The organism is Oceanobacillus picturae (genome assembly GCF_000612865.1).
GTDB classification, from domain to species: domain Bacteria; phylum Bacillota; class Bacilli; order Bacillales; family Amphibacillaceae; genus Oceanobacillus_B; species Oceanobacillus_B jordanicus.
Window position 1 is genome coordinate 395,958 of sequence record NZ_CCAX010000002.1, and the last position, 16,632, is coordinate 412,589.

At 40.2% G+C, this 16,632-nt stretch carries 14 protein-coding genes and 1 riboswitch; all 14 genes read left to right on the forward strand.

Going from position 1 to position 16,632, the window contains the following annotated elements:
• Positions 1 to 5: 5 nt before the first annotated feature.
• The 14 genes from BN988_RS13085 to guaA all read left to right on the forward strand — a co-directional run bounded on the left by BN988_RS13085 (position 6) and on the right by guaA (position 16,430).
• Positions 6 to 1,547 (forward strand): spore germination protein, encoded by a 1,542-nt coding sequence (locus BN988_RS13085; protein WP_036577227.1) that lies wholly within the window; start codon positions 6 to 8, stop codon positions 1,545 to 1,547.
• A gap of 6 nt (positions 1,548 to 1,553) precedes the next feature.
• Positions 1,554 to 2,669: a GerAB/ArcD/ProY family transporter gene (locus BN988_RS13090; RefSeq protein WP_036577228.1), complete on the forward strand. Its 1,116-nt coding sequence runs from the start codon at positions 1,554 to 1,556 to the stop codon at positions 2,667 to 2,669.
• Complete coding sequence (locus tag BN988_RS13095; protein ID WP_081779451.1) at positions 2,656 to 3,834, forward strand: Ger(x)C family spore germination protein; 1,179 nt, start codon at positions 2,656 to 2,658, stop codon at positions 3,832 to 3,834. Before BN988_RS13090 ends, BN988_RS13095 begins: the two co-directional genes overlap by 14 nt.
• Before the next feature lie 4 nt (positions 3,835 to 3,838).
• Positions 3,839 to 3,997: a hypothetical protein gene (locus BN988_RS18925; protein WP_155988301.1), complete on the forward strand. Its 159-nt coding sequence runs from the start codon at positions 3,839 to 3,841 to the stop codon at positions 3,995 to 3,997.
• A gap of 62 nt (positions 3,998 to 4,059) precedes the next feature.
• On the forward strand, positions 4,060 to 5,556 hold the full coding sequence (locus tag BN988_RS13100; RefSeq protein WP_036577230.1) for an amidase family protein: 1,497 nt from the start codon (positions 4,060 to 4,062) through the stop codon (positions 5,554 to 5,556).
• A gap of 167 nt (positions 5,557 to 5,723) precedes the next feature.
• Complete coding sequence (locus BN988_RS13105) at positions 5,724 to 7,277, forward strand: AbgT family transporter (RefSeq protein ID WP_036577231.1); 1,554 nt, start codon at positions 5,724 to 5,726, stop codon at positions 7,275 to 7,277.
• Positions 7,278 to 7,652: 375 nt separating this feature from the next.
• On the forward strand, positions 7,653 to 8,909 hold the full coding sequence (locus BN988_RS13110) for a hypothetical protein (RefSeq protein ID WP_036577232.1): 1,257 nt from the start codon (positions 7,653 to 7,655) through the stop codon (positions 8,907 to 8,909).
• Between the two features lie 42 nt (positions 8,910 to 8,951).
• On the forward strand, positions 8,952 to 9,107 hold the full coding sequence (locus BN988_RS18930; protein ID WP_155988303.1) for a hypothetical protein: 156 nt from the start codon (positions 8,952 to 8,954) through the stop codon (positions 9,105 to 9,107).
• Positions 9,108 to 9,234: 127 nt separating this feature from the next.
• Positions 9,235 to 9,513 (forward strand): KGG domain-containing protein, encoded by a 279-nt coding sequence (locus BN988_RS13115; RefSeq protein ID WP_036577233.1) that lies wholly within the window; start codon positions 9,235 to 9,237, stop codon positions 9,511 to 9,513.
• An 86-nt stretch (positions 9,514 to 9,599) separates the two neighbouring features.
• On the forward strand, positions 9,600 to 9,893 hold the full coding sequence (locus tag BN988_RS13120; protein ID WP_036577234.1) for a KGG domain-containing protein: 294 nt from the start codon (positions 9,600 to 9,602) through the stop codon (positions 9,891 to 9,893).
• A gap of 294 nt (positions 9,894 to 10,187) precedes the next feature.
• Positions 10,188 to 11,147: an AAA family ATPase gene (locus BN988_RS13125; protein ID WP_390620604.1), complete on the forward strand. Its 960-nt coding sequence runs from the start codon at positions 10,188 to 10,190 to the stop codon at positions 11,145 to 11,147.
• Positions 11,147 to 12,415: a DUF58 domain-containing protein gene (locus BN988_RS13130; protein ID WP_036577236.1), complete on the forward strand. Its 1,269-nt coding sequence runs from the start codon at positions 11,147 to 11,149 to the stop codon at positions 12,413 to 12,415. The genes BN988_RS13125 and BN988_RS13130 overlap by 1 nt, the downstream gene beginning before the upstream one ends.
• The gene (locus BN988_RS13135) at positions 12,412 to 14,610 is read left to right on the forward strand and encodes a transglutaminase TgpA family protein (protein ID WP_036577237.1); all 2,199 of its coding nucleotides are present in this window, start codon (positions 12,412 to 12,414) and stop codon (positions 14,608 to 14,610) included. Before BN988_RS13130 ends, BN988_RS13135 begins: the two co-directional genes overlap by 4 nt.
• A gap of 43 nt (positions 14,611 to 14,653) precedes the next feature.
• Positions 14,654 to 14,755: riboswitch (purine riboswitch) on the forward strand.
• Between the two features lie 139 nt (positions 14,756 to 14,894).
• Positions 14,895 to 16,430 (forward strand): glutamine-hydrolyzing GMP synthase, encoded by a 1,536-nt coding sequence (gene guaA / locus BN988_RS13140; protein WP_036577238.1) that lies wholly within the window; start codon positions 14,895 to 14,897, stop codon positions 16,428 to 16,430.
• Positions 16,431 to 16,632: the final 202 nt, after the last annotated feature.

The following is a 16,632-nucleotide window of genomic DNA, read 5'->3' on the forward strand; positions in this document are numbered from 1 at the left end:
AATGTATGGGCCGGAATTTTTTCAGAAGACGCAAGTTAAAACAAGAGTCTGTTGAAGGAGAAGACTTTTCAACAGAAATCGGAGTAGATCTTGAAAAGAATTTGCAAGATCTACAGACTTTGATTGGAAGTCCGGAGGATCTAGTGATACACAGGTTGAATCTAGGGTTTAATGTGAAGGCTGCAGTAGCCTTTATTAGCGGGTTAAGTAACAAGGAAGCCATACATAATGACTTAATTAAAAATTTGTTGCGAAATAGAGAGAAGGAAGCTGGCAGTGACACGCCAGATGAACTGATCAAACAGTTAAAGCTTGACTTGATTAGTATTGGTAGTGTAGAGCAAACAAATTCCTTAGATAAATTAACAATTGACTTATTGTCAGGCAAATCGGTCGTCTATGTAGACGGAACAGCGGAGGCCCTTCTGATGGGCACAGAAAAGTGGGAAACGCGATCAATTGATGAGCCCATTTCAGAATCTCTTATTAGGGGGCCAAGAGAAGGCTTTGTAGAAAATCTACAAACAAATATGATGCTTATACGCCGACATATTCGCGATCCGAACCTTCGTTTTGATACAAGTGAAGTCGGTAGAAGGTCGAAGAAAAAGCTTGTGGTCTGCTATGTGGACGGTATTGTAAACCCTGATATGGTCAAAGAAGTAGACCGGCGCCTCTCTTCTATTGATATGGACAGTGCAATGGAATCAGGATATATCGAGCAATGGATAGAGGATAGTTATTTGTCTCCCTTTCCTCAATTGGATAATACCGAGCGTCCTGATAAAGTAGCATCCGCTGTACTACAAGGAAAAGTGGGTATTCTTTTAGACGGTAGTCCATTTGCTTTAATTGCTCCAATAACGATTGCGAATGCATTTAAGTCACCAGAAGATTACTATGACCGCTGGTTAATTGGTACATTCTTAAGAATCATTCGCTATATCGGAGCATTTATTACCATGTTCCTTCCTGCACTCTATATTGCTCTAGTTTCCTATCATCAAGGGATGATTCCTTCGCAACTAGCATTTTCGATTGCGGCAACCCGAGAAGGGGTTCCGTTTCCGGCATTTGTGGAGGCCATTATTATGGGGTTAACAATGGAACTGTTGCGTGAAGCAGGAGCTCGACTACCAAGGACGATTGGACAAACAATTGGTATCGTTGGCGGACTTGTAATCGGTGAGGCGGCAGTGAGTGCTGGGATTGTTAGCCCAATTATGGTCATCGTCGTGGCCCTTACAGCTGTAGCATCGTTTACGATACCTCTATATAGTGTGGCAATTTCCTTTCGCCTCCTCCGTTTTGGATTTATGTTTGCGGCCGCCGTCCTAGGGCTGTATGGAATCGTACTTGTTTACATCATGATAAATATACACATCGTAAACTTAAAAAGCATGGGTGTCCCCTATTCCACACCATTCGCCCCAAGCTTTATCAAGGACTGGAAGGACCTGGTGTTGCGTGGGCCTATTCCAATGATGAATGAACGACCTAGAAATCTTAAACCAAAGGATACAACGTCAGGGAATTTAAGGAGGTAAACTTAGGTGGGTGATTTTAAATATGGGGATGAAACAATTAGTTCGCGAGAGATTATGATCGCATTACCCGCTGTAACCGTTGGGGTCGGAATTCTTTCTTTACCACGTGAAATAGCTCTCCTCACAATTGGTGCGGATGGGTGGATCGCTCTCTTGGTAGCTGGTATCATGATCACACTTATTGTATGGATGACCTCTAAGCTAGCAGCTAGTTATCCAGGAGAAACATTTCTATCCTATTCTTCAAAGTTAGTTACAAAGCCTGTATCCATTTTGTTTAGCCTTATTCTTGTTATGCAAAGTTTACTTTTGAGTGCCTATGTAATCAGGGTCATTGCAGAGATTGCGAAAGCGTACTTATTCGATCGGACTCCTTTGGAGGTAATTTCACTCACCTTCCTTCTAGTCGTAGTGTATGCGGTGTCTGGTTCCCGGGCAGGTTTATTTCGTTTAAATATGTTATTTTTCCCCATTATCGTGCTGATCACCTTCATATTGTCACTGTTTTCTTTTGGCTGGTTTGAAATGGATAACTTATTTCCCATTTTTGAAACAGGCGTAAGGGATCAAATAAAAGCATCGGAAATAAGTGGTTTGGCATTTGTCGGTTTTAACATCCTTTTCTTTTATATAACCCTTGTGAAAGACACAAAAAAGGTACCAAAGGCGTCCGTTTATGGAATGCTTATGGTTATTGGCTTGTACCTGCTTATCTTCTTTATCAATTTAGGCGTGTTTGGAAACGCGGTTACGGGAAATTTAGTATATCCATTAATTGAACTGGCAAAAGAAATAGAAATACCGGGAGGGTTTTTTGAACGATTCGACTCCTTCTTTTTTGTTATTTGGATCATGTCTATTTTTAATACAACCACTATGTCGGTTGATGTTAGTATTTATGCCTTACAGCCTTTCATCAAGCTTAAAAAACAAACATTACTCTTTTGCATGGCTCCCCTCATTTATATAGTGGGAATGATACCAGAAGGGTCTATAGAAGTTGCGAAGTTGGGAACATTTATTGGCTATTTTGGGATTATCTCTTCTTCAAGCATTACATTAATACTATTCACTATCTCCAAAATCAGACGAGGGAGGAAAAAGGAGGATGCTACTAAATAAAAAAGTGCTTGTTTGCCTTATTTCTTCTACTATTTTCCTTGCTGGTTGCTGGGATAGAATAGATATAGAAGAACGTGGGTTTATTGTTGGCACAGCTATCGACTTAGTTAATCAGAAAACGGAAACTGAGTATGAAGTGATGATGACAAACCAGTTCGTTATCCCCTCTGGTATAGGAATGTTGATGCAAGGAAGCGGAGGGCAACCGGCGTTTATGAATGTCTCAGAAAAAGGTACAAGCGTTTTTAGAACAAACCGGAAGTTTTCTCGGATAAATAGCCAAGTGCCTTTCTATCAACATCTAAAAGTCCTTGTAGTATCCGAAGAGGTCCTTACACAACCACATTTGTTTTCCAATATTATGGATTTTTTTATTCGTGATCACGCCCTACGGAGATCTATTCGCTTATTGGTAGCCCACGAAGGTGCAAAGGAAATATTGAACTCGACCCCAGAAAATACCGATGTTCCGGCCATGTATCTTGACGATTTGATGGAAAATGTTGATAGAAATACGAACACGATCAAACCGATACATATTGGGGAAATTCAAGAATTAATCTTAAACGAGCAGAGTTATGTACTCCCTGCCGTAAAAAAGGAAGGTCCCTTAGCAGAATATGGAAACGTAGTGGTTATGGATGGAAAAAGTAACCAAATGGTTGGTTCGCTTAATGAGGAGGAAACAAGTGGTTTAGGATTTATAAATGGCCACACAGAAGGTGGCGTCTTGGAAGTACAGGTTGATGAAAGCTCATTGGTGGTTGAAATTACAAAGATAAATCAAAAAATGAAAATCACCAATACGCAACGAGATAATGTAGAAGTGGAAATCTCCATTTTAATTGACGGAAATATTGCGGAACATTATGGTACGGAAAGTGTATTAGATGAAAAGTATGTAAAGAAGGCCGAAGCCTCAGCAGAAAAAAAGGTAAAAGAATTTACTGCAAAAACGATTGAAAAAGTGCAAAAAGATCTCCAGGTGGACGTGCTGGGAATCGGTAAAAAACTTTATCAATCCCACTATGATTTCTGGCAGGAAGTAAAAGAAGACTGGGAACAGGGAGAAAGCTACTTTTCAAGTGCTGTTATAAAAGTCAATACCGAAGTGCGAATAGATAGGATAGGCTCGGCTGATCGAGTGAAAATGCAGGAGGAGTGAGGGATTGTTGCAAACTTTTTTAGACAGAATTCCTAGTTTGGCGGTTTTCTTATATGCTACATTGGCTTTTGTCATACCACTCTCCACATACCTATTAAACAAAAAACTTCATGACCTTGGTGACCCTGAATGGAAAAAACTAAATGATAAAAAAGGCAGATAGTAGGCTTCGATAGGGAAATGATACAATGAGTTAAGAAGTTTGTTTTTGGAGGAGAGATAAGAATGAATATTGACGAATTCAAGAAAATGGATGGCGTTGAAATGGCTGAAAGAATTCAGCGTAAAGAAATAAAACCAAGTGAACTCTTAGAACATAGTTTTTATCAAGTAGAAAAGCTGAACCCTGATTTAAATGCTGTTATTTCTTCCAGAAAGGAAAAGGCTTTTTCAGAGGCGGATGGTTTTTATTCTGCTGCACAACCTTTCGCAGGAGTCCCCGTTTTACTTAAAGAAACACAACGATTAGCTGGGGAGAAATCTACTTCCGCTTCCAGGCTGCTACAAGACAGTGTTGCGAAAGAAGACGCTAACTTTGTAAGCGAATTTCGTAATGCAGGTTTCCAATTTATTGGTCATACAAATATACCAGAGTTCGCATTGAAAAACATTACAGAGTCTTCCGTGCACGGGCCTGTTAAGAATCCTTGGAATCTCGAGCATTCACCTGGAGGTTCCAGTGGCGGAGCGGCAGCGGCTGTAGCTGCAGGAATTGTGCCAATCGCCGGTGCAAGTGACGGAGGTGGCTCCATTAGAATACCTGCTTCGTTTACAGGGTTATTTGGTCTCAAGCCAACAAGAGGCCGCACCCCTGTAGGGCCGGGAGTAGGGAGACAATGGCAGGGAGCGGCAATTGATTTTGTTCTCACTCGAAGTGTAAGAGACAGCGCAGTAATGCTTGATGTTTTACAAACAGTGCAACCAGAAGCTGCCTTTCAAACACCGTTGTATCCTAAAAAATACAAAGACGTACTGGAAAAGCCTTTGGACAAGAAGCTACGAATCGCATTCTCTACAGTGTCACCTGTAGGCACTCCCGTTTCAACAGAAGCAGAGCAGGCTGTATTACAAACAGTAAAGTGGCTTGAGGCGGAAGGACATATTGTAGAAGAACAGACTCCAGATATTGATGGTGTTCAACTGATGCAAAATTATTATGTAATGAATGCAGGTGAGATGGCTTCCGTTATGGCACAACTGGAAAAAATACAGCAGAGGGAGCTATCAGAACTAGACATGGAATTGGAGGCATGGATGCTTTATCAAGCAGGAAAGCATGTGACTGCAGCTGAGTATGCCACAAGTATAGCTTCATGGGATGTTGCTGCCGCCGAGGCTGCAATTTTTCACGAAACATTTGATTTCTATATAACCCCAACAACAGCGTTTGCTGCACCTCTTGTAGGGGAGTTAACAGCAACGGAAAAAGATGCAGAGGTAATGCGAGATCAAATGAGACAAGCTGAGCGGGTAAAACGGCTGGAGCTCATTTATGAGATGTTTCTACCAAGCTTAACGTATAGCCCTTATACTCAACTGGCAAATCTTACAGGTCAACCAGCAATGTCCGTCCCTGTTCATTTTACAGAGAATGGACTGCCACTTGGTGTACAAGTTATGGCTGGTAAAGGGGAAGAACACCGTTTATTACAACTTGCAAGCTTACTAGAAAACGCCTCTCCGCTGTGGAAAGGGATGGAGCATAACCCTTACTTTAACTAGTATTTAATGATCTCTTTTCAAGTGTTAATCTTGCGACTATTGCTAGTATTACTTTTATTTTATTAACGGTTTCAAATTAGTGACTTAGCCTTTATAATGTTACCTGCACACCGAAGATTCGGTGGTATTTTCAGAATATTACTCATATGGAAAAAGGAGAGGGATATATGGGGAAGACAAAAAAAGGCTTATTCCAAAAGTCACTAGATGGGATAGAGTTTCTTGGTAATAAACTACCACATCCCGTCACATTATTCGCAATATTAGCACTTTTGGTGTTAGTGCTATCTGCGGCGCTTTCTCAATTGGGGATTAGTGTAGAGCACCCCGGAGAAGAAGGTGAAATGGTTGAAATAACCAACCTGCTTAATGCGGAAGGTATTCAGTACATTTTCTCAAGTATGACAGATAACTTCATTGGTTTTGCGCCACTAGGTGTTGTGCTTGTAACAATGCTCGGTATTGGAGTTGCTGAACGTACAGGCTTAATCAGTGCGATGCTACGTGGTTTTGTACTATCTGTACCGAACCGTTTCATTACACTAGGTCTTGTGTTCGCAGGGATTATGTCCAGTGTAGCTTCTGACGCAGGTTACGTAGTATTGCCGCCACTAGGTGCTTTAATCTTTGCTGCGCTAGGGAGACATCCATTAGCCGGACTTGCTGCTGCGTTTGCTGGTGTTTCAGCAGGTTTTAGTGCTAATCTATTACTTTCTGGTACGGATGTTATGCTAGGTGAGCTAACGATTGCAGCCGCGTCTATTGTTGATCCTGCTTATGCGGAAACAATGAATATCGCAATGAACTATGCCTTTATTGCCGTTTCCGTTTTTGTACTTACATTGATTGGTACATGGGTAACAGAGAAAATTGTGGAACCACGTCTTGGAAGCTACAAGCAAGAAAAAGGTAACGAAGAAACAGAAGAAAACCTTGATGGATTAAAACAGGTCGAGAAAAAAGGTTTAATCTGGGCAGGGGTATCCTTAGTGATTGGCTTGGGTCTGACTGCATTGCTTATTCTTCCAGAAAACGCTCCAATGCGGGGGACAGAAGGTTCAACGATGGATCAGATCGTCCAATCACCGTTTATGAGCTCGCTTGTTCCAATTATAGCGATCCTTTTCTTAATTCCAGGGCTTGTATATGGAGTAGTAACAAAAGTGATTCGTAATGATAAAGATGTGGCAGGGCAAATGTCTGACACAATGGCATCAATGGGAATGTTTATTGTACTAGCCTTTACAGCAGGTCAATTTGTTGCATATTTTAATGAATCCAATATGGGGCTTGTGCTTGGTGTATACGGGGCAGAATTTCTAGACAGCGTTAACCTGACAGGAATTCCACTCATCTTAATATTTATTTTAATTACCGCCTTTATCAACCTATTTATAGGGAGTGCTTCAGCAAAATGGGCCATGATGGCACCGGTATTTGTACCAATCATGATGCAATTGGGTTATTCTCCTGAACTAACTCAAATGGCTTATCGTGTAGCTGATTCCACAACAAATATTATTTCACCTTTAATGACTTACTTCGCAATTATCATTGCATTCGCCCAGAAGTATGATAAGAAGATGGGTATCGGTACTTTAATTTCTACCATGATTCCGTACTCTATTTTCTTCCTCGTGGGGTGGACAATCATGCTTATCATTTGGATGTTGTTTGGTATCCCATTAGGACCAGGTGGACCACTTGAATATCCTAACTAATTAAATAGAATGACTGAAAAAAGCCGAGCGCTTATGGAGAAATTCACCATATTGTGCTCGGCTTTTTCTATGTGTTGGGCCCGGAGGATCCGGGTCATTTCGACGTTGACCCATGACGGGTTGTTGTTTAGTCGGCGTTCCATATGCTGGCGCTCCGCTTTTCTATTTCTAGCTACGAGCGCCAGAAACTAGGTGACTTCGCTAATCGCCTTGCGATAAGGCATCATCGGCTCGCAAACTCACCGTGATTTCTTTATCTCAGTTGATTCACTCCAGCCACTACGTTTCTAAGCAGGCGCTCTTCGCTTTTCTATTTTGTTTGATTTATTCCATACGAGGATAAATGGAAAGGAGAAAAGGAAAGGAGGAACTTGCGTGACGGCAGAGGTAGCAATTATGAATAAGTTAGGGATGTCTCTAGCGGCTGACAGTGCAATTACGAGTGGGAGAGATGGTGTGCAAAAGGTTTATAATTCGGCTAATAAGCTGTTCTCTATTTCAAGCGATCATTCTGTTGGATTCATGGTATATGGGGCCGCATCTTTTATGGAGGTACCATGGGATGTCATTATCAAATCATACCGTGATTATGTTGGAGATGAAAAACTTCGTTATTTATCTTCCTACATGGAAGACTTTATCGCATTCATTAAGCAAGATGAAAGGTTTAATGTAAAAGAAATGGAAGAAGTCATCATATATCGTACGTATTCTGATACGCTTAAGCGGTTAATAAAAAAAGTAGAAGAAGAGCTGGAAGAAGAAAGGCAGCAGGACAAAAAGGTTACGGACAAAGATGCCACAAGGTTATTGAACAATCAAATTGATAAAGTACGCAAAGAATTTGAAGAAAAAGAAGAAGTCTTTATAGAAATGGAACCTGCTACATTTAAGCAAGAATTTCATGAGGTGATTCAAGAGATTAACGATGAATTCATCTCATACACCATCCCAGAGAACATCAAAGAGAAACTCTCTATGTTAGCTTTTGACGTCGTACGAAAAGATTATTTTAGTTTAGGAAGTACTGGACTTGTGATCGCAGGATTTGGAGAAGAAGAAATTTTCCCGCAGTTATTAAATTATCGATTAGAAGGCTTCGTTTTTGGTCAATTAAAGTATAAGAAAATACTGGAGAAAAAAATTAGCTACTCAAATAGTAAGGATAGTGGGACTGCTGCAATTACCCCATTTGCACAAAGAGAAATGGTTGATTCCTTTATGGGTGGAATCGAACCAAACATGGAGGATGCCATATTAGGTATAGTGCATAAAGTTATCTCAACCTATCACCAACAACTAGAAGACCATTTGCAACTCTCGCTAACAAAAGAACAAGTTAGTAAAATGGAAAAAATGGGTAATGACGTATATGACTCCATAGAAGACGCTGTGGATGAATACAGACAATCCAACTATATTACCCCTTTATTAGGGATTGTTCGTTCCCTTCCTAAGGAGGAACTAGCTGACATGGCAGAGGCGTTGGTTAACTTAACTTCATTTAAACGGCGAGTTTCCAGAGCAACTGAGTCAGTAGGCCCCCCGGTGGATGTGGCAGTCATTACAAAGGGAGACGGTTTTGTCTGGGTTAAACGGAAGAATTATATCGATCCTGTCTTAAATAATTAGCGCAATGTGCAGTTAAAATCTTAGGAAGGAGTTGTAGAGGCCATGTTCCTACGCAGTAAATCGGATAACGAAGGATATTTTAACATCCCACAGAGTGATCGACAGGATTTCCGACTGGAAGATAGAGAGAAGGAAGAGAAGAACAATGCAGCAGAAAAAGCTATAGAAAATATTAAGAAAAAAATTGAGAAACCCTAATATGGCAGGGTTAAAATTATACAATAGAAAAAAATATATTAAAGATGTTTAATTAACATCATACGTGGAATTACAACAACTGTAGGCGAAGACAAAAGCCAAAAATACTTGAGAGGAGATGTTAAGCATGGCTAAGAACAATAACGGAAAAATGTCTCGCGAACAAGCAGGACAAAAAGGTGGAAATAAAACAGCAAGAAATCACGATCAAGAATTTTACGAAGAGATCGGACAAAAAGGCGGAGAGACTACGGCCAAGAACCATGATCAAGAATTTTATGAAGACATTGGTCAAAAAGGTGGAAAAGCAACATCTCGTAACCATGATCAAGAATTCTACGAAGAAATTGGTTCAAAGGGCGGAAAAGAAAGAGCTCGCCAAAACGACAACAATAACAATAGCTAAAAGTTGGACAAGTCTTTAGAAAGCACATGGTTAAAAAAGCTAGATTGACTACACTTTTTATCTGAAATTGAGAGGAGATGTTCATAATGGCTAAGAACAACAATGAAAAAATGTCTCTAGAACAAGCAGGACAAAAAGGTGGAAACAAAACAGCAAGAAATCATGACAAAGAATTCTATCAAGATATCGGAGAAAAAGGCGGAGAAACAACCTCCAAAAATCATGATAAAGAATTCTACCAAGATATTGGACAAAAAGGCGGAGAGACAACCTCTAAAAATCATGACCAAGAATTCTATGAAGAGATTGGTCAAAAAGGTGGAAACTCTCGCGCCAACAACAATAATCAACAACGCAACAATAACAACAACAATTCTTAATGTCAATAGATAAGTAAAAGAGAGAGAGGAGCATCGTGCTTCTCTCTCTTTTACTTTTTATACATATGTTTAAGGAGAAAAGGAAAACGATCGTAGTCGGTATGACACACCTACAGAAAACTCCCATTCCTGTGTATGTGAATCTATGAAAGTGTATATAATAGGGAGGTAATGTCATGTAAGATATCTTTTCTTCATAGGTCTTTTTTAGTATAGTTATAGTATATATCGTATTGATTATTACGTTATGTATATTATCATATTACGGATGAGTCAGAGAGGGGTTCATAATTGATGCAGGAAACGTATGTTTATAACCAACGAATAGGAGATGTACTCGATAATATAAGAAAGGTTATGATAGGGAAAGAGGAAGCTGCAACGTTAAGTCTAGTAGCCTTACTAGCACAAGGCCATGTTCTACTAGAGGATGTTCCGGGCGTAGGCAAAACGATGTTGGTGCGTACCTTGGCAAAATCCCTGGATTGTGATTTTCGTAGAATCCAGTTTACTCCAGACCTACTACCCTCAGATGTAACAGGCATCTCTATTTATAACCCAAAAGAACTTGAATTTGAGTTTCGTGGTGGACCAATACTTGGCAACATTATTTTAGCAGATGAAATAAACCGTACCTCTCCAAAGACACAGTCATCACTCCTTGAAGCAATGGAAGAAAAAAACGTTACCGTTGATGGGAATACCATTGCTCTACAACAGCCTTTCTTTGTTATGGCAACACAGAACCCTATTGAATATGAAGGAACCTATCCTTTACCTGAAGCCCAGTTGGACCGCTTTATTTTAAAGCTTAAAATGGGTTACCCGACCTTCGCAGAAGAACTAGAAATGCTGGAACGAACTGCCGGAGACCATCCTATTGACTCTATAGGCGCGGTTATGTCTCGTGAAGAGTTAGTTCATATTCAGGAAGAGGTTAAACAAGTTTATATAGATAAAAACGTACAGCACTATATTCTTAACCTTGTTTCAAGTACAAGGGCAAATGCAGCAATATACCTAGGCGTAAGCCCACGTGGCTCGATTGCATTGATGCGTGCTTCTAAGGCGTATGCCTATATCCACGGAAGAAGTTACGTTATTCCCGATGATGTGAAATATCTTGCACCGTACGTACTTGCCCATCGCGTTATTTTAACTTCAGAAGCAAAATACGATGGCACCACAAGTGAGCAAATATTGGAATCTATCGTGCAAAACGTGCATATCCCGATTCGGAAGGAATTTACTTAATGAAGGAAAACCTTAAGTTCATCGGAAATTTTGCGTTTATACTTTTTCTAGTGGTTTCGCTTTTTGCATATGCAATGTTTCAGGGTGGGTTTGTGAGCTGGTTTTTGTTTTATGCTTTTTTGCCATTTGGCATTTACCATATCGGCCTGCTCCTTTACCCGATGCGAAACTGGAAGGTGTCGAGGAGCTTATCCCGTCACGTCATACAAGCAGGGGATGGGGTAGACGTCACCATCCATGTGAAACGTCCCTTTCCTTTTCCGCTATATTATTGCATTTGCGAGGAAGTTTTTCCGACCTCGCTTCATCGGATCGATAGCCGCAAAGAAAAGTTCCATTTCATGAAGAACCCTGAGAAGCTATTAAGTAAACGAGAGATTAAGAGGATTGTGTTTCCATATTTTAAAAGAGAATTTACATTAACCTATTCTATGAAACAAATCCCACGCGGGGAACATCCGCTTCGCGATATCCGAATACGAACAGGTGATGTGTTTGGAATGGTGAAAAAAGAAGTCGTCTTTTCGGTTGAAGAACAGTTAATAGCTTACCCGAACGCAAGACCAGTGAAGATGGAAAAACAAATTAGTAGTTATGGTCAAGGGTCTGTCTCTTCCCAATCCTTACATTTGAAAAATACAAATGTGGCAACAGGGGTTAGAGAATACATGCCTGGTGATAAATTTTCCTGGATTGACTGGAAACAGACTGCTAAGAAAAATACGATGATTACCAAGGAATTTGAACAGGAAAAAAGTACGGAGATTTTACTCGTACTAGATAGCTGTTTTTACGATGACGAAAACCATATCAGCTATGAAGCTCTGTTGGAATTGGCGGTTTCACTTATGGATGAATTGTATAAACAAGGGACAGAAGTAGGCTTACTTACTATTGGGGAAGAAACTGTACACGTTCCTGTGCACAATGAACCAACAAAAAAAGAGTTAGTGCGTCAACACTTGACCAGACTCCAACCAGAGGGAAGCAAGCCTTTTCCTCTAAAATTAAAGGAAGAGCTAATTAAGCTGGACAGCGGAAGTATTGTTATATTGCTTACAAGTCATATTGATGAGGCTTTTGGTGATACGGTCAAAAAAATGAAGCAACGAATGAAGCGCGTCGTTGTTTTATATGTACCAACCACTGGAAATATTTCAGAAACAGAGCGGCATGCAATAGAAAAGTATCGTTTTGAAGGGATCTCTTTCTGTGTGTTATCTGCGTCTGCACTAGCAACGAATCCTCTAGAGGTGAGCCATATATGAGAAAAACTACAGAGCAAAAATCATTTTTCTACATGTTTCTTCTGTACCTTTGTGGTTTCTTTCTATTTTTAGAATGGCTCTATCCACTTGGGGATATTACAGATACAACTGGGCTAAGCATATTTGTTTTTTATGCTGTATTTTGCTTTTTGATCTCAATATTCCAGATTAGATGGTGGGTTTCCTTTCTATTAAAAGGACTTGGCATGCTAGTTGCGTTAAATTTGTTGTTTGCAGGTCCAGGCTTCCTGTCACCAGAGTGGTTTTCCCTCGTATTACAGGATGTCGCACATAACCTAACAGCACTTTTCGGGCGTGAGTGGTATGCACTTACCCCCTTATTTCGTAGCGGACTTTTCCTCCTGTTAATTTGGCTGATGAGCTACTTGTTGCATTATTGGTTTGTTGTAATGAAGCGCGTCCTTTTATTTGTGCTATTAACCTTTGTATATTTAACCGTACTCGATACGTTTACCATTTATGATGGTGGTATGGCTATTGTTCGCATATTTTTCCTATCGTTTATCGCATTAGGGATGGCGAATCTCATGAAAGAACTAAACAGCGAGTCGCTACGGCTTCAAAAGATGAGGAAAAATCCTATTTGGATACTTCCTTTGATTTCCATGGTCCTTTTTTCCACATTAGTTGGATTTGCTGCACCAAAGTTTTCCCCGCAATGGCCAGATCCGGTGCCTTTTATTAAAAGTACAGCAGAAAATGCTGGAAATTTTGAAGGCGGGGTCCAAAAGGTTGGATACGGAGAAGATGACTCACAACTAGGTGGATCCTTTGTGCAGGATTATACACCAGTTTTCGAAGCGGTTGCCGAGGATGACCATTATTGGCATATTGAGAGCAAGGATGTATATACTGGGAAAGGTTGGGAGACCTCTGCACCTCCCGATTATAATCAGCTCGATGATTTCAATTGGGAGCTAACACGTACCTTCCTGCCAAGTGTAGAAACTGAAGCACGGGAGGCCCATGTGGAGTTCATGGGCGAGTCCTCCATTAATAAATTAGTTCATCCATATGGAATTTACAGCGCAAGCACACTCTCAGAAGCTGATTTCTTTTATGATGTGGTGAGTAATTCCATTCAAACAAGAATTAATAATGAGGTAGTTAGCCTTGACAACTATACGATTACTTATGAGCAGCCAACATTTTCGTTAACGGATTTAAGGGAAGCTGGAAATAATGATCCTTTCCTTGATGATAAATATACGCGACTCCCCGACATTCCTGACAGGGTAGGGGAGTTAGCAGAAGAAATCACTGATGCTTTTGATACAAGGTATGAGAAAGTAAAAGCGGTTGAACAGTATTTCGGTACAAATGGTTATGCCTATCAAACAACGGACGTTCCTATTCCTGAGGAAGACGAGGATTATGTAGATCAATTTCTATTTGAATCAAAGGTCGGGTACTGTGATAATTACTCGACTTCTATGGTCGTTTTATTGCGTTCACTGGATATACCTGCAAGATGGGCAAAAGGATTTACTAGTGGTGAAGTGAAGAATTTCAACATTGGTCGAAACGGTGACCAAGACCTATACGAAGTAACAAATGCAAATGCCCACTCTTGGGTAGAGGTTTACTTCCCTGAAATCGGATGGGTTCCTTTTGAACCAACACAAGGTTTTTCCAATCCTACTGACTTTCAGACAGAAATGAATAACAATGACGAGCTTGATCAAGAGACTGCACCTGAAACTCCTGAACAACAAGAAGAACAAGAACAGCCAGAACAGGATGTAGAAGAAGAGGACGAAACAGCAGCAAGTGCGTCGAATGACAACGATAATTCTTTCTTCCAATTCAATTGGATATTCTTCACTGTAGTAGCCGTTGTACTTGGTATACTGTTAATCCTTGGCTATCGAAAGAGATTTCGTTGGCAAGCAAAGCTAGTTGCAACAAAATTAGATAGAACAGATGGGCCACAAGGATTCCAGGATGCTTATCATTTTCTAATTAAACTATTAAACCATCACGGCGTACAAAAACAACCAGATCAGACGTTAAGAGAGTATGCACAACAGGTAGATAATGCCTATCATACAGACGACATGAAAAAGTTAACCTCCCGTTATGAGCAAATGCTGTACCAAAAAGAGTACAGTCATGTTCAAGGACGTGATTTGACGCAATTATGGAAAGATTTAATAAAACGAATATTAGGTTGACCTGTCTGTTGAAGGTTAGTAGAATAAGGGAGTATTAAACGAATTTGAATAAATATATGCCTTTCGTATATCCTCGATAATATGGATCGAAAGTTTCTACCGGAGTACCGTAAATGCTCTGACTATGAAGGCAGAATTTCTATAGGTACGTGTACAAAAAGCCTGGGATTTCTGCCTTTTTGCAGCTTTTTTTAGCTGTGGGAAGCTGGAGGTCTGGGCTTTTTCTATTAATGAATGCCTCTATTACCGAGTTCTAAAATATTGCTAAAGATAGGAGACAGCAAATGGAAAACAATGAAATGATTCTAGTTCTTGATTTTGGGAGCCAGTACAACCAACTAATTACGAGAAGAATTCGGGAGATTGGCGTTTATAGTGAACTGCATTCTCATAAGCTGACAGCAGAAGAGATTAAACGCATGAACCCGAAAGGAATTATTCTATCCGGTGGACCACACAGTGTCTATGATGAAAATAGCTTCCGCTGTGATCAAGGGATTTTTGATCTCGATATTCCAATCCTCGGTATTTGTTATGGAATGCAATTAATGGCATTGCATTACGGAGGAAAAGTCGAGAAGGCTAAAAATAGGGAATACGGAAAAGCGCTTATAGATATAAAAGATCAGCCAGTTCTTTTTCAAGATACACCAGAGAAGCAAACAGTTTGGATGAGTCATGGTGATAAAGTAATCGAAGTACCAGAAACCTTCCAGACGGATGCAACGAGCCCGTCAACTCCTATTGCTGCGATGAGCCAACCATCTAAGAAACGCTATGGTGTACAATACCATCCAGAAGTGCGTAACTCAGAGTATGGTAATCATTTATTAAAACAGTTCGTCTATGAAGTATGTAAGAGTGAGGGAGACTGGTCGATAGAAAACTTCATTGAAATGGAGATAGAGAAAATCCAGGAGAAAGTTGGAGACAGTAATGTTTTATGTGCATTGAGCGGCGGAGTGGATTCTTCCGTTGTGGCAGCATTAATTCATAAAGCAATTGGTGATCAGCTTACTTGTATTTTCGTTGACCATGGTCTACTTCGTAAAAATGAAGCGGATGATGTGATGAAAGTATTCGCGGATGATTTCAATATGAATATTATCAAAGTAGATGCGAAAGATAGATTCCTATCTAAGCTAAAAGGTGTAGATGATCCAGAGAAAAAACGGAAAATCATCGGCAACGAATTCATCTATGTATTTGATGATGAAGCAGCGAAATTAGAAAATATGGATTTCCTAGCACAGGGAACCCTTTATACAGATATTATTGAAAGTGGTACAGAGACTGCTCAAACCATTAAGTCCCATCACAATGTTGGCGGATTGCCTGAAAATATGCAATTTGAATTAATTGAGCCGTTGAATACACTATTTAAGGATGAAGTACGCGAGTTAGGTTCCCAGTTAGGGATTCCTGATCGTATTGTTTGGCGTCAGCCATTCCCAGGACCGGGACTTGCTATTCGAGTTTTAGGCGAAGTAACAGAGGATAAACTGAAAATTGTCCGTGAATCTGACGCAATCCTTCGTGAGGAAATTGCTGCTGCAGGCCTTGACCGTGATATTTGGCAATACTTTACCGTGCTTCCTAACATTATGAGTGTTGGCGTAATGGGTGATGCCCGGACTTATGATCACACGATAGGTATTCGTGCCGTGACTTCAATCGATGGCATGACTTCCGATTGGGCAAGAATTCCGTGGGATGTACTAGAGAGAGTCTCAACACGCCTGGTCAATGATGTTGAGCACATCAACAGAGTAGTGTATGACGTAACGAGCAAGCCACCTGCTACAATTGAGTGGGAGTAGTAAAATGAAAAAAGCCTTAGAACCCTTCTTTTTTGAGGTCTCTAAGGCTTATCTTTAATGATATCAATTTGAAACTAGTAATAATAATTTTTTATCAAACATAACGCTGAAAACATGAGTGACAATAGCCTAAATCAAGAACTAAGACGTTGTTACTTCAGCGTTTCTAGGCCCTTAGTTTGCGTTCGGTACTCTATTTGAT

What these genes read in the sequence shown, in the direction of transcription:
- BN988_RS13085 (WP_036577227.1), top strand. Translation starts at nt 6, where the DNA reads ATGGGCCGGAATTTTTTCAGAAGACGCAAGTTAAAACAAGAGTCTGTT.
- BN988_RS13095 (WP_081779451.1), top strand. Translation starts at nt 2,656, where the DNA reads ATGCTACTAAATAAAAAAGTGCTTGTTTGCCTTATTTCTTCTACTATT.
- BN988_RS13100 (WP_036577230.1), top strand. Translation starts at nt 4,060, where the DNA reads ATGAATATTGACGAATTCAAGAAAATGGATGGCGTTGAAATGGCTGAA.
- BN988_RS13105 (WP_036577231.1), top strand. Translation starts at nt 5,724, where the DNA reads ATGGGGAAGACAAAAAAAGGCTTATTCCAAAAGTCACTAGATGGGATA.
- BN988_RS18930 (WP_155988303.1), top strand. Translation starts at nt 8,952, where the DNA reads ATGTTCCTACGCAGTAAATCGGATAACGAAGGATATTTTAACATCCCA.
- BN988_RS13115 (WP_036577233.1), top strand. Translation starts at nt 9,235, where the DNA reads ATGGCTAAGAACAATAACGGAAAAATGTCTCGCGAACAAGCAGGACAA.
- BN988_RS13120 (WP_036577234.1), top strand. Translation starts at nt 9,600, where the DNA reads ATGGCTAAGAACAACAATGAAAAAATGTCTCTAGAACAAGCAGGACAA.
- BN988_RS13125 (WP_390620604.1), top strand. Translation starts at nt 10,188, where the DNA reads ATGCAGGAAACGTATGTTTATAACCAACGAATAGGAGATGTACTCGAT.
- BN988_RS13130 (WP_036577236.1), top strand. Translation starts at nt 11,147, where the DNA reads ATGAAGGAAAACCTTAAGTTCATCGGAAATTTTGCGTTTATACTTTTT.
- BN988_RS13135 (WP_036577237.1), top strand. Translation starts at nt 12,412, where the DNA reads ATGAGAAAAACTACAGAGCAAAAATCATTTTTCTACATGTTTCTTCTG.
- guaA (WP_036577238.1), top strand. Translation starts at nt 14,895, where the DNA reads ATGGAAAACAATGAAATGATTCTAGTTCTTGATTTTGGGAGCCAGTAC.